A 12,970-nucleotide genomic window follows, 5' to 3' on the forward strand; every position below is an offset into this window, starting at 1 on the left:
GGGTGATGAGGGGGATGAGGGGGATGAGGGAGATGGGGAGAATAACTAAAGTAATGCCCAATTCCCAATTCCCAATTCCCAATTCCCAATTCCCAATTCCCCTTCGGGTGACGCTCCTTCGTCGCTAACGCTGCGAAGATCGCCAGTCGCTCATGGGGAGCCACTGCGTTGGACGGGTTTCCCGGCTTGAAGCAAGTGGCGTGGAAACCCCCAAGACCGCGCTGGCTCACCAATTCCCAATTCCCAATTCCCAATTCCTTCGAGGATACATCAAAATGCCTGTTGAAACTAATAAAAAAAGACAAATCAAACCGCCGAGGGTTCGGCAGTTTGGAGGCAGTTTACTGATTCTGTTAACTCTTCTATTACTGCTTAACTTTATTGTTCCTAGCTTTTTTGGGCCACGATTGCCACAGGTTCCCTATAGCGACTTTATCGCTCAAGTGCAAGCAGGTAAAGTAGATAAGGCAATTATAGGTGGCGATCGCATTCAATATTCCATTAAAAGCGAAACTCCCGATGGCAAGGTTGTTGAACAGGTATTTGCTACTACACCAATCGCCATTGATCTAGATTTACCTAGAATTCTTCGCGACAATAATGTTGAGTTTGCTGCACCACCACCAGACCAAAATGGCTGGATTGGCACTTTACTTAGCTGGGTTGCGCCACCGTTAATTTTCTTTGGAATTTGGGGCTTTTTAATCAATCGCCAAGGTGGTGGCCCCGCTGCACTCACAGTCGGTAAAAGCAAAGCCCGCATTTACTCAGAAGGTAGTACTGGTGTCAAATTTCCAGATGTGGCTGGTGTAGATGAAGCCAAGGCGGAATTGGAAGAAATTGTTGATTTTCTCAAAAACGCATCTAAGTATACTACATTAGGGGCGAAAATTCCCAAAGGTGTATTGTTGGTAGGGCCTCCAGGCACAGGTAAAACACTGCTGGCAAAAGCGATCGCTGGTGAAGCTGGCGTTCCTTTCTTCAGCATTTCTGGCTCGGAATTTATTGAACTGTTCGTGGGTGTAGGTGCAGCTAGAGTCCGCGATTTGTTTGAACAAGCCAAACAACAAGCGCCCTGTATTGTCTTTATTGATGAATTAGATGCATTGGGTAAATCTCGCGGCGGTGCCGGTGGCTTTGTCGGTGGTAACGACGAACGCGAACAAACCCTTAACCAGTTACTCACCGAGATGGATGGTTTTGATGCCAACACAGGCGTGATTATCATCGCTGCTACCAACCGTCCCGAAGTTCTTGACCCTGCTTTACGCCGTCCAGGTCGCTTTGACCGTCAAGTTGTAGTGGATCGTCCCGATAAAATCGGTCGTGAAGCGATTCTCAAAGTCCATGCCAGAAACGTCAAATTGGCTGATGATGTCGATTTAGGTGTGATTGCCATCAGAACTCCTGGCTTTGCTGGTGCAGATTTAGCGAACCTTGTCAATGAAGCTGCACTGTTAGCAGCAAGGCAAAATCGCCAAGCTGTGATCATGGCAGATTTCAACGAAGCCATAGAAAGGTTGGTGGCTGGCTTAGAAAAACGCTCTCGCGTGCTGAATGAAACCGAGAAAAAGACCGTCGCTTATCACGAAGTTGGTCACGCCATCATCGGTGCGTTAATGCCTGGTGCAGGTAAAGTTGAAAAAATCTCCGTGGTTCCCCGTGGTGTAGGTGCATTGGGCTATACAATTCAGATGCCTGAAGAAGACCGCTTCTTAATGGTTGAAGATGAGATTCGCGGACGTATTGCTACTTTGTTGGGTGGACGTTCTGCTGAAGAAATCGTCTTTGGCAAGGTTTCCACTGGTGCTTCTGATGACATTCAAAAAGCTACTGACTTAGCAGAACGGTACATTACTTTGTACGGCATGAGCGATAAACTTGGGCCAGTGGCGTTTGAGAAGATTCAACAGCAATTTCTTGAAGGTTACGGAAACCCGCGTCGTTCAATTAGTCCAAAAGTGGCTGAGGAAATTGACCGCGAAGTGAAGCAGATAGTAGATAATGCTCACCATATCGCCTTGAGTATTCTGCAAACTAACCGCGACTTGTTAGAAGAGACAGCACAGGAACTTCTGCAAAAAGAAATTTTAGAAGGTTCTCAACTGCGCGAACGTCTCCAGCAAGCCAAAGCACCAGAAGAATTAAGTGAATGGTTGCGTTCAGGTAAGTTATCGGAAGATCAGCCATTGTTGCAATCGATTCTGAATTAATTATTTTAGATGGAATTGAAAAGCGATCGCTCCATCAAACGGGCGATCGCTTTTTTGATAGCCAGTTTATAACCTCTACAGAAATGCTTGATATTATTAATGCAGTAACAGGACTTACGTAAAAGTCATGGAAAAACGAACCACAGAGGCACAGAGAAGCCAGTGCGTTGCGGTGAGGGAGTCGCAGTCTTGGCGGTTTCCGGCGATTGCGAACTCCCGAACCCGAAGGGGGGTTCCCCCCGTTGAAGCAACTGGCGCGACACGGAGGAATGAGAGTTTGAGACGTTTTTCGCGTAAGTCCTATTCTTGTGTTGGGTCTAAGATAGTTAGGCGCATCTTCATACAGAATTGGTATAAATCCAAAATCAAAACAGCCACAGCCAAATAGGGAGAGTTAACAGCAATAATATAGCCCCCACTGCTAAGGCTGTAACTGCAAGATCACGATCTAGATTGAAGGTTTCGGCAATTACTAATGTGGCAAATGCTGGCGGCATGGCCATTTGTAATACAATCACCTGTGCTGGATCACCAGTTACACCAAAAAGTGGTAAGGTGATGCCGATCGCTAGAGGAACTACTAGCATTTTGATTGCCAAACTCATGGTTGCCTGTGGTAGTCTGTCCCAAGAATTAAGCCGCGAGAGTCGCATCCCAATTAACACTAGAGATAAAGCAACGATACTCCACCCAACTTTCTCTAAGCCAAATTCAACTGCATCCGGAATCATTACCTGTCGCAGTAACAAGCCAAAGCCAAAACTCCACAAAGCCGGATTAATTAAGATTGTCTTGCTAATTTCCCAATAGTTTCTCACACCGCCGCCAAAACGATAGGCTATCAACACACCCAAGGCATAAGCCCCGAAAAGTGACCCCAGTAAATCGTAGAATAAAGCCCAAGCAAAGTATTTTTGTCCTACCATTGCTAGGGTAACGGGAAAGCCAAGATAACCAGTGTTACCTACCATTGCTGCCAATATCAAACTACCTTGAGTTGATTCTGGGGTAATGGTGTTTGTGAAATAAGCCTGTCCTTTAATTCCTAGCCAAGCCAAAAAAGCCCCTAGGAAAATAGCTAAATAAGCGATCGCAGGTGCAATCCAAATTTGCCCTGATAAATCAGCTTGCCGTAAAAATGCTACTATACTAATAGGTACTCCCACCCAGAAAAGCCACTGACCTAAACGAGTGGGAACTGTGGCAGGTAGTTTACGTCCCAGAAAAAATCCTATTAGGACTAATCCCACCAGTTTGACGTATAGTTCTAAGAGGTTTATCAAAATTCCGCCTAAAATTTACAGATGTAAAATATCACCTAATATGTTGATTTTTCTCCAGTTTACGATCTGTTATGAATGTTGAACAAAAGCAGGAGTTGACCTTTGAATAAAGCTGGCTTTTCTGGACAACCACAAAACTCATCGGGTGAACCTGGTGATGATATTCCAGTGGCTTTACGTGATACTCCTGATGTAGCACCCAAGCTACGCTTGCGATCGCCTGTTTTGCTAATTGGGGGAGGAGTGGGGTTTGTTCTCTTGGCTGTAATTAGTGGTTTTTTGTTTTTCGTTACAGCACCTAAAAAAACTGCTAACACTCAATCTTCACCAACTAATTCTGCTGCACCGACTACACAAGACAGTAATAATAACGATACTGTTTTAGGACATTTGGCATATCCAGAAGCACCCGCCTCAGAGTTAATGTCAATTACCGCAGATGGGCGGATCAAAATGCGAAAAACCGCTGGCGAAAAGTTTCAAGCAATGACGCAAGCGGCGCGGAGTGCAGGTGTAATTTTAGTGCCAATTTCCGGCTTTCGTTCCGTGAAAGACCAAGAACAATTATTTTTCGGTGTTGGACAACAGCGCAATCAAACCCCAGCAGAAAGAGCCGCCCTTAGCGCTCCTCCTGGTCATAGCGAACATCACACAGGTTACGCTGTAGACATTGGAGATGGAGCAGCACCAGCAACTAATCTCCAAAGCAACTTTGACAATACAAATGCGTATAAATGGCTACAAACAAATGCTGCACGTTTTGGTTTTGAAATATCCTTTCCCAAAGACAACGTGCAAGGTGTGAGTTATGAGCCGTGGCACTGGCGTTATGTAGGCGATCGCGATAGCTTAGAAATGTTCTACAAAGCCAGAAACTTGAAACCCATCACGACACCATAGGGAATTGGGTATGGGGAATTAGGAATGGGTTTAGTTATTCTCCCCCTCATCCCCCTCATCTCCCCATCTCCCCACCTCCTCTACTACTGACTCCCCGTCGGCTGTGACTGAGATGGTTGACGCAAACGCCGTAAAGACTCTCGCAATTTGTTCTGGCTAGAGGATGAGTTATTGTCTCTGCGTCGCCGTCTATTTTGACTTGTTTGTGGTTGTTGTGATGAATTGTTAGATACTCGCTGACGCCGCAGACCCCGTAGAGATTCTCTGACATTTCCCTGACTCCGAGTTGCTGTCCCTTGAGATGAGGAGTTTGTAGCAGCAGTTTGCACTGGCTGACGACGCACCCGGCGATCGCGTCTAGATTCCGTTGATCTTTCAGCAGGAATATTTGTACTACTAGATGTAATCAAGGGCTTGCGTCTTGATGTTCCCTCTGTGGAATTAGTGTTAGATGCTGTTGTCTGCTGATTTCGCTCTCGTGCTTCTCTTTGTCTTTTCCGCTCTTGAACTTGCTCGTACCGACGTGTACCACGTAAAGCATATTCAGTGCCAATGGCAATTCCTTGTCTGCCACCTTCTGAGGGTTTTAATTTCCAGTTACGTGCTTGTCTCTTGGTTTCTTCATCTAACTCGCGATTGCCACTAGAACTAGTCACACGCACATTGGTAACATTACCTTGTGCATCAGTATCAACAGCAACCTCTACTCTACCTTGAATCCCTCGTCTTCTTGCTGACTCTGGATACTTTGCACTGCATCCACCTTCGCGGCAAGCTGCACGACCATTACCCGATGAGGTATTAATTTTTGGAGGTGTGGGTGCAGTCGCTACTATGGGAGGGTTTGCTGGTTGCTTGTTAGTGCCTGTACCCGTACCAGTTCCAGTACCATTACCAGTGCCATTACCAGGGCCATTACCATTTCCTGTGCCAGTGCCATTACCAATGCCTGTTCCGGGGCCTTTGCCAAAACCACTACCAGTGCCAGTGCCACTACCGTTGCCACTACCATTGCCGTTGCCAATGCCATTGCCAGTGCCGTTACCAATGCCGGAACCTGTTGCTGTTACTGAACCTCCAGCGTTACCCTGAGTTGCTCTAGAGTCTCTGATTCCGCCTAACAATTGCCTTAAGTTGTCACTACCTTGAGTCGCAGATCCCGATTGTGAAGTGGGTGCCGAAGGCTGCGTGACAACTTCCTGTGAAAGCTGATTTGTTGGTGTTTGCTGCGTTGGAGTTTTTATGTTCTGGGTTGTCTGAGTTTTTTGTACTGGTGTAGTTGCTATTGGCTGCTTTTGTGCGATCGCCTTTGGTTGCGGCACAACCTCTGGCTTCCGTTCCAGCGCTACTACACTTTGAGAATTAGCACTTTTGGAACCTCCTTTATAACCGCCACCTTCGATCCCGTTGCCACCACCCAGAGATCCTGAGTTTGGTTGCGCTTTCGTGTCTTCTATAATCTCTTCAGGTGGTTTTTCTGGTTGTTCAGTTGCTGGATCTATGATCGCTAACTCCATTGGTTCCTCTTCACCAGGCACTCGTGTCAAAAAACCACCTATGCCTGATGCTAGTAAGCCGATATGCAATACCAGTGAACCAATCAGACTGTACGCCAGAAAAGACCTCAGAGCCTCAACTTCTTTGGAACGTTGTTCGACGTTAATGTCAGAAAAGCTCATAGTCTATTGCTACCATTCTCACTAATGCAGTCATCTTAGAATGCAGTGTTACAAATATCAAGTCAAAATTTAAAATCATTATTCAAATTTTTATTGAGAAATATTATCAGTGGGGCTGATTACTGATTACTGATGACTGATCACTGATAACTGTTGTAAGAGTGTCGCAACCCCTGCACCCCCCTTGTGTGTACACCGTAGGCCCTTTCCCACATCCCGTGAAAAGTCAGATCCAGGTTTGAGTGACCAACCGTTCACTGTTACCCCATTTAGACGAATGCTAGAGGTAGTGTCATTAAATATGGAACGCAGGAGAAAACAGAGACAAAATTCCTGACAAAACTCCTTTAATAATGTCTTTACTAAAAGCTTTCACAAAATCTTCCCTTAAATAATTAATTTTATAACTTTAGGAAGATCAAGTGTAGTCAATCTCTCTTCAAGTTATTCACAAGAGACTACTTTTAAAAAATACAACGCTAATATGAAAGTTCTAAAAGTACATGGAGGTGCTGTTTAACACTGATAAAATGCTGCTAGATGCTTCATCAACAAACTGATGCTGTGATAAATAATGCAGATTTTAAGACTTTCATTATTGTAAATATTATATTATTTGGGTAATATCAAGCTATTTAAAGCTATATATCAAATATCGTATATCTTTGGATAGATAAATACGCCATTTTAGTTAATGAATTCTAATATTGCTCATATAAGTCTTCTATCTTTTTACATATTTTCATAGTTGAGATAATGCTAATGATTTGATGACATAAAAACAATAGTTATGACAAGATAAATCTAGAAAAAAGCTTTGTTATTGCTGATTTTTTGGGTAAAAATGAAATCAAGGATTAAGGCAAGAGCAAATTTAATCCTAAACAAAGATAACTGCAAAACTTTTTTTAGGGGTAAGAAAAATGGCTGAAATCAAAATTACCGAACTACGTCCTACCGGTTCTGAATTGTTTGAAGATTCTGAAACCTTTCTCAAAGAACTTAACGATGACGAAATGACTGTGACTTTAGGCGGTGGCGACAGTCTCGTATCTATTTCTGCTGACACAGTTGATAAGTCTTTCATCAGCGTTGGTGGCGATGTCTCTATTTCCAAGTAGGGTCTTGAAGTATTTGACTCTAATTGGTCACTAAGTTGAATTGCAAACCAGAAAATCAAACACAAGATTTTTTAAGGAGAAAAAATCATGGCTGAAATCAAAATTACTGAACTACGTCCTACCGGTTCTGAATTGTTTGAAGATTCTGAAACCTTTCTCAAAGAACTCAACGACGATGAAATGACTGTGACTTTAGGCGGTGGTGACAGTCTCCTCTCCATTTCTGCTGACACAGTTGATAAGTCTTTCATCAGCGTTGGTGGCGATGTCTCCATCTCCAAGTAGAGCCTTGAAGTATTTGACTCTAATTGGTCACTAAGTTGAATTGCAAACCAAAAAATCAAACGCAAGATTTTTTAAGGAGAAAAAATCATGGCTGAAATCAAAATTACCGAACTACGTCCTACTGGTTCCGAATTGTTTGAAGATTCTGAAACCTTTCTCAAGGAACTCAACGATGATGAAATGACTGTGACTTTAGGCGGTGGCGACAGTCTCGTATCCATTTCTGCTGACACAGTTGATAAATCTTTCATCAGTGTTGGTGGCGATGTCTCTATTTCCAAATAGAGTCTTGAAGTATTTGACTCTAATTGGTCACTAAGTTGAATTGCAAACCAGAAAATCAAACGCAATATTGTTTAAGGAGAAAAAATCATGGCTGAAATCAAAATTACCGAACTGCGTCCTACTGGTTCTGAATTGTTTGAAGATTCTGAAACCTTTCTCAAGGAACTCAACGATGATGAAATGACTGTGACTTTAGGCGGCGGTGATAGCCTATTATCTATTTCTCTTGACACAGTTGATAAGTCTTACATCAGCGTTGGTGGCGATGTCTCTATTTCCAAGTAGGGTTCTCTAATGTTTGAACTCTCATCGGTAAAGACTACTGTTATTTGTCCAAGCGTATGGGACAAATAAGCTCAATCGGAGTTATTCAAACTCCGACTGAGGATCAATTCTTAAATCCAATTATAGCGGTTCTCAGTTAATTGAGAACCCGCTTCTCAAAATTTCTTACTTCCTACTTAACTTTTTCCTAGCTTTCATACCATAAAAGGGTGAAAAAAGGGAATAAAGTTTTAGTTGGCAACGGTAAAGCCTCTCTTCTAATAAGGAAGAGAGGTTGAAAAGAATATTTTGCAGAATTGTCAAGTGTCTACTGAAATAAAAAATATAAATTGATTTAATTAAAGTTTTGTATCATGACATTTGTATTAGGTTCTCAAAATGTTTTCGATTTTTTGGTTGAGCAGGGTATATGTAACGTAGAAGATAAAGCTCAATGTGAAATCGAACATAAATCTGCGAAAAACTTTAACTTATTATTGACTTTGCCTGGCGATCGCAAACTTCTGGTTAAACAAGAACGCCGCAACCGAGACGGCAATACATCTGGCGAATTTTTATGTGAATGGCAGATTCATGAATTTTTACATCAATTCCTAGAACTCAGCCAAATGCGCTTATGGCTGTCAGAGGGAATCTACTTTCATCGTGAATATTCAATTATTGTTTTAAATTACTTAGATAACTATCATGACTTGATGAACTTTTATGCTACGGAAAATGTCTTTCCCCCACAAATAGCTACTTCTATCGGCACGATTCTAGCTAAAATTCATCGACTAACTCTAAATAGGCAAGATTATCGAGACTTTTTTTCGCAAAATCAGGATAATCAAAGCCTCGATACAGTTTCCCATTTGGTGCGGAAATTAGAACGGATTGGCCCGGAAATTTTCGGTTCAGTTCCTGCCGATGGTTTAAAATTCTTTAGTCTTTATCAACGTTATGAAAGCTTAGGACAAGCAATTGCTGAGCTTGGTTCTTCTTTAGCTCCTTGTTGTTTAACCCACAATGACTTGAAGCTAAACAATATCTTATTATCTAATGATTGGCAGCAAGTTAAATCTCCTGTGGTGCGTTTCATTGATTGGGAACGATGCGGTTGGGGAGATCCAGCTTTTGATTTAGGTACGCTCATCGGTAGCTATTTGCTGATGTGGATGAAAAGCTTGATTACCAGTAAGACGATGAGTATTGATGAGTCTTTACGAATGGCGACTACGCCTTTAGAACTTTTGCAACCTTCGCTTGCTGCTTTAGCGATCGCTTATACTGCTGAGTTTCCTGAAATTTTAGAGCGTCGTCCTGATTTCATGCGGCGAGTCGTGCAATATTCTGGCTGGATGTTAATTACTGCTATTCAGTCAAGGCTTCAGTATCAAAAGTCCTTTGGGAATATGGATATCTGTATGCTTCAGGTTGCTAAATCTTTGTTATGTCGTCCAGAACCATCTATTCCCACAATTTTTGGTATGGAAGCATCAGCTTTAGGCATAGAGTCTCAGGCTATAGCCGTTTAAGAGGTTGTTTGAAAAGTGATTAGCTGTGATTTTAATTGCATGTTACCCCCCTTAGTCCCACGCCACTTGCTTCAAGTCGGGAAACCCGCCCAACGCAGTGGCTCCCCTTGCAAAGGGGGGAAACAAGAAAAATCCGGTTCCCTCCCCCATGTATTGGGGAGGGTTAGGGAGGGGTAAAAAATATTTTATACATCAATCATGACTTTTCAAACATCCTCTAAGGGTGGATGAGAAGAATTAATTTATTTGTAGTAAAAAAATATTATGCAACTATTAGATTCGCGACAAATTTCAACAGAAGCTATTCCAGATTCATTGCAGACTGCACTGGATGACATTGTTAATCAATTGCAAATTCACTCACACTTTTGTATTAGTCACCCAAGCTATAAATCTTTAGAATTACCACCAGAGGTAGTTACACGTTTTCAAAACTTGCCCTTAAATCTACAAAATAAATTGCTCACTCAGCGATTATCTACTTTTCTCTATGGCATATATTACAATGCTTCCCTAAAACTTGCATTAGCAAATGATAGTAATGCAAGTGATTTAGCTTTAAACCAAAATTTAGAAAACGACACTTATTTAGGAGTAGACTTAACATTTTACGACCGCCTCCACGAAAGTAACACGACAGAAGGTTACTTTAGCCCTGGTTGGCAGGTAATTAAACAAGAAACAGATGGTGCATTAGCTGTACAGCAGGGAGGTTTGACACTACATATTAACCCAGCAAAGCATCTCCAACCAGATGTACAAGCCCCTTCTATTGGTGATGTAGTTGCTATCAAAATGCCCAAAAATTTAGTGCAGAATGGCTTTTATATGGCGGTTGGCAATGCCGGGCCATGTAAATCAGAAGATGTTGTACGTGTCTACTTTAACTTAACTCCAGCAGGTGCAGTGGCAATCATGGGTAGCTTAACTACCCAATTAAATAATATTTCCGTTCCCTTCAAATTTAAAGCTTTATATAACCCAAAAGACTACGGGCGTTATGATTCGGCGGTACTTTACTTTAATAAAAACAACTATCAAGCTGTTCACTCAGTATTACAAAAAGTATATGTAGAACACCAATCTGATTTTCAACCTGAAGTACCATTGTTTACCAAGCAATTAGCACCAGGATTAGCGATCGCCGAAGAACCAAACCAGAAGTTCGCCCAAAAAGAAAGTTTTGGCACAAATCGCTGTCAAATAGTCGCCAAGGGATTGTTAGAAGCTTGGGCTAAAGGAGATAATTCGCCGTCAGTTCGGCTGGCAGAGATTTTGCAACAATTTTCTCTATTACAAATAGAATTGCAACGTCCTTATCTCAATGCCAACTCTGAAGATATATATACAGTTTTAGAATTATGAAAATTACTAATCTTTCACCCATAGTTGAACCACAACCTGTAAATTTAGAAGCTGAGATTGCCCTAGCTAACAGTAAGTTTCCTCAGCCTGACTTACCTTTTTACCGTAAACTTGGACGGACAGACTTAACAGTTAGTTGTTTAGGATTAGGTGGTGGCGGTCGTATTTCTAGCGAAGATACTCTTTACGCCTTCGAGCAAGGAATTAACTACTTCTTCTACTCCAGTGATTTGCATCAATATTTTTACAGCACGATGGCTGAGACGCTACGTAAATTATGTGGGCGTAAATCTTCGGTAAGAGAAAAAGTAGTTTTGGCAACTGTTACTTATATTGTTAGGTCGCCAGACACAATATTTAGTTATTTATTCGATCAGTTTTCAGACTTGGGAATTGATTATATTGATGTGTTTTTTTGGGGTTGGATTGACCAGCATAATGCTAGTGCTTTTGAAAAATGTATTAGTGCTTCTGACGATATTCGCGGCCCAAATACAGTCTGTCAACGAACTATAGAAAGAGTGTTTGGTGTCTCAGAACGTCTCAAAAAAATGGGTGCTGTGCGCTACATTGGTGCTTCTTTCCACGACCACGATTTAGCAAGACAGTGGTTGAATAGTCCTTGGTTAGATGTTGCTATGGTCAGGCATAACATTGCTCACCGCACTGCCCAGACTAAGGTTTTTCCTCATTTAGATGCCAACGACCCACATCGACCTGGTATTGTCACCTTTAAATCTGCTGGTATGTCTGGCCCACCACTGTGGAATCCCCCTGTTGGACTACCTTCTGGATGCTGGCTACCTTCAGTCCCAGATTTATATCGCTATTCTTTAAGCCAGAACTGTGTGGATGTCGCATTAACAGGTTTACGAAATCGTCAGGAGGTTGATGCAGCAGTTGCGAGTGTCCATAAAGGGAAACTCACACCTGAAGAATTGGACTACCTTAACCTCTATGGAGATTTGCATCGCAGACGGGTAAAAATCCAAGACATTCCACCAGAAAGACTATTAGTTAGTAGTTCTAAATAGTTATAAGTTGTTCCACATTTAATTTGCATAATTAGGGCAGGCTTTCCGGCCTACCCCACAAAATTATGTAGTCATTTAATATGCAAACTAAATGTTTTTCACCTGAGAAACACATTTATATAAATCAACAGCCATGCAAAAACATTTATCAGAAAGCACTCTTAATGGAAAAGCTCACGAATTTGCTCCATTATCTATCCCCGCAGCGACGGATGCAGATGTAATTGCATATCTGCGCCGTTCGGCTAAATTTGCTGAATTTTCGGCTTTAGCTGAAAGGGAAGCACAAATTTTAGCTGCTTGCGAACAGTTTGGAATTACTGTATCGGAAGAGGAAGTACAAGCTGCTGGAGATGATTTTCGCCAAAAACATAAATTATGGGGAATGCAGGAAACGATGGCGTGGTTAGACCAGCAGGGTATGAGTGTAGAAGACTGGGTACAAGGAATTAGAATAGGGCTTTTAGAGAAACAACTCAAAGAATTTTTATTTGGCCCCAGTGTAGACGGTGAATATATGAGAAATCGCGATCGCTATAAACGAGTGGCGATATCGCAGATTCTTGTTGTAGACTTAGCAACAGCTTGGAAAATTGTCCAGTTACTACGCGAAGGACACGCTTCATTCTGTGCCTTAGCATTAGAATACTCTAAAGGCAAGATATCTCAAGAAAAAGGTGGGTTTGTTGGGATTCGCTTTTTGGTAGAACTAATGCCGGAAGTGGCTGATGCTATTAAGAATGTCGAAGAAGGTGAAATTTTAGGCCCCATTCAAACTAAATTAGGTTATCACGTTGTCAAGGTTGAAAAGTGGTTTCCTCTGCAATTAACCGAAGCAGTTAGAGAGCAAATCATGGAGACTTTGTTTCAGTCTTGGTTGCAGAATAAGTTGAACAATATTGTATATCAAGATTAACTGTATAGAGTGCTGAGTGCTAAGAGGTTGTTTATAAAGTAAACCTTAAATCGTAGGGTGCGTTATAGCAACGCTTAACGCACCGAG

The 12,970-nt window shown here is 42.0% G+C and carries 12 protein-coding genes and 1 pseudogene; 10 read left to right on the top strand and 3 right to left on the bottom strand.

Annotation, left to right across the window (positions count from 1 at the left end):
- Window positions 1-230 (bottom strand): annotated as a pseudogene (locus I8748_RS34545) (hypothetical protein); the annotation flags it as partial.
- A gap of 45 nt (window positions 231-275) precedes the next feature.
- Here I8748_RS34545 and ftsH point away from each other — a divergent pair.
- Window positions 276-2,213, top strand: a complete 1,938-nt coding sequence (gene ftsH, locus I8748_RS07880) for an ATP-dependent zinc metalloprotease FtsH (RefSeq protein WP_198124081.1) — start codon at window positions 276-278, stop codon at window positions 2,211-2,213.
- A 365-nt stretch (window positions 2,214-2,578) separates the two neighbouring features.
- Here the strand turns inward: ftsH and I8748_RS07885 are convergent, their stop codons facing one another.
- Complete coding sequence (locus I8748_RS07885; RefSeq protein WP_198124082.1) at window positions 2,579-3,496, bottom strand: AEC family transporter; 918 nt, start codon at window positions 3,494-3,496, stop codon at window positions 2,579-2,581.
- A gap of 102 nt (window positions 3,497-3,598) precedes the next feature.
- Here I8748_RS07885 and I8748_RS07890 point away from each other — a divergent pair, with 102 nt between their 5' ends.
- Window positions 3,599-4,396 carry a M15 family metallopeptidase gene (locus I8748_RS07890; protein WP_198124083.1) on the top strand — a complete coding sequence of 266 codons (798 nt, stop codon included), beginning with the start codon at window positions 3,599-3,601 and terminating at the stop codon, window positions 4,394-4,396.
- Between the two features lie 83 nt (window positions 4,397-4,479).
- Here the strand turns inward: I8748_RS07890 and I8748_RS07895 are convergent, their stop codons facing one another.
- On the bottom strand, window positions 4,480-6,075 hold the full coding sequence (locus tag I8748_RS07895) for an energy transducer TonB (protein ID WP_198124084.1): 1,596 nt from the start codon (window positions 6,073-6,075) through the stop codon (window positions 4,480-4,482).
- A 923-nt stretch (window positions 6,076-6,998) separates the two neighbouring features.
- On the opposite strand from I8748_RS07895, the gene I8748_RS07900 reads away from it, so the two are divergent.
- From I8748_RS07900 to I8748_RS07935, 8 genes are all read left to right on the top strand, one after another.
- Complete coding sequence (locus I8748_RS07900; RefSeq protein WP_198124085.1) at window positions 6,999-7,196, top strand: hypothetical protein; 198 nt, start codon at window positions 6,999-7,001, stop codon at window positions 7,194-7,196.
- An 87-nt stretch (window positions 7,197-7,283) separates the two neighbouring features.
- On the top strand, window positions 7,284-7,481 hold the full coding sequence (locus I8748_RS07905; RefSeq protein WP_053455883.1) for a hypothetical protein: 198 nt from the start codon (window positions 7,284-7,286) through the stop codon (window positions 7,479-7,481).
- A gap of 87 nt (window positions 7,482-7,568) precedes the next feature.
- Window positions 7,569-7,766, top strand: coding sequence for a hypothetical protein (locus tag I8748_RS07910; RefSeq protein WP_198124085.1), 198 nt, complete (start codon window positions 7,569-7,571; stop codon window positions 7,764-7,766).
- Between the two features lie 87 nt (window positions 7,767-7,853).
- Window positions 7,854-8,051, top strand: a complete 198-nt coding sequence (locus tag I8748_RS07915) for a hypothetical protein (protein ID WP_198124086.1) — start codon at window positions 7,854-7,856, stop codon at window positions 8,049-8,051.
- 353 nt (window positions 8,052-8,404) lie between these two features.
- On the top strand, window positions 8,405-9,568 hold the full coding sequence (locus tag I8748_RS07920; protein WP_198124087.1) for a phosphotransferase: 1,164 nt from the start codon (window positions 8,405-8,407) through the stop codon (window positions 9,566-9,568).
- A gap of 264 nt (window positions 9,569-9,832) precedes the next feature.
- A complete protein-coding gene (locus I8748_RS07925) occupies window positions 9,833-10,933 on the top strand; it encodes a T3SS effector HopA1 family protein (protein ID WP_198124088.1) in 1,101 nt (366 codons plus the stop codon).
- Window positions 10,930-11,967, top strand: coding sequence for an aldo/keto reductase (locus tag I8748_RS07930; protein WP_198124089.1), 1,038 nt, complete (start codon window positions 10,930-10,932; stop codon window positions 11,965-11,967). Before I8748_RS07925 ends, I8748_RS07930 begins: the two co-directional genes overlap by 4 nt.
- Window positions 11,968-12,100: 133 nt before the next feature.
- Window positions 12,101-12,883: a peptidylprolyl isomerase gene (locus I8748_RS07935; RefSeq protein WP_198124090.1), complete on the top strand. Its 783-nt coding sequence runs from the start codon at window positions 12,101-12,103 to the stop codon at window positions 12,881-12,883.
- Window positions 12,884-12,970: the final 87 nt, after the last annotated feature.

This window comes from Amazonocrinis nigriterrae CENA67, assembly GCF_016056305.1.
GTDB classification, from domain to species: domain Bacteria; phylum Cyanobacteriota; class Cyanobacteriia; order Cyanobacteriales; family Nostocaceae; genus Amazonocrinis; species Amazonocrinis nigriterrae.

Bases quoted from the DNA above. Each gene is read 5' to 3' on its own strand.
- I8748_RS07895 (WP_198124084.1), bottom strand. From the start codon at position 6,075: ATGAGCTTTTCTGACATTAACGTCGAACAACGTTCCAAAGAAGTTGAG.
- I8748_RS07930 (WP_198124089.1), top strand. From the start codon at position 10,930: ATGAAAATTACTAATCTTTCACCCATAGTTGAACCACAACCTGTAAAT.
- I8748_RS07915 (WP_198124086.1), top strand. From the start codon at position 7,854: ATGGCTGAAATCAAAATTACCGAACTGCGTCCTACTGGTTCTGAATTG.
- I8748_RS07920 (WP_198124087.1), top strand. From the start codon at position 8,405: ATGACATTTGTATTAGGTTCTCAAAATGTTTTCGATTTTTTGGTTGAG.
- ftsH (WP_198124081.1), top strand. From the start codon at position 276: ATGCCTGTTGAAACTAATAAAAAAAGACAAATCAAACCGCCGAGGGTT.
- I8748_RS07905 (WP_053455883.1), top strand. From the start codon at position 7,284: ATGGCTGAAATCAAAATTACTGAACTACGTCCTACCGGTTCTGAATTG.
- I8748_RS07925 (WP_198124088.1), top strand. From the start codon at position 9,833: ATGCAACTATTAGATTCGCGACAAATTTCAACAGAAGCTATTCCAGAT.
- I8748_RS07935 (WP_198124090.1), top strand. From the start codon at position 12,101: ATGCAAAAACATTTATCAGAAAGCACTCTTAATGGAAAAGCTCACGAA.
- I8748_RS07900 (WP_198124085.1), top strand. From the start codon at position 6,999: ATGGCTGAAATCAAAATTACCGAACTACGTCCTACCGGTTCTGAATTG.
- I8748_RS07910 (WP_198124085.1), top strand. From the start codon at position 7,569: ATGGCTGAAATCAAAATTACCGAACTACGTCCTACTGGTTCCGAATTG.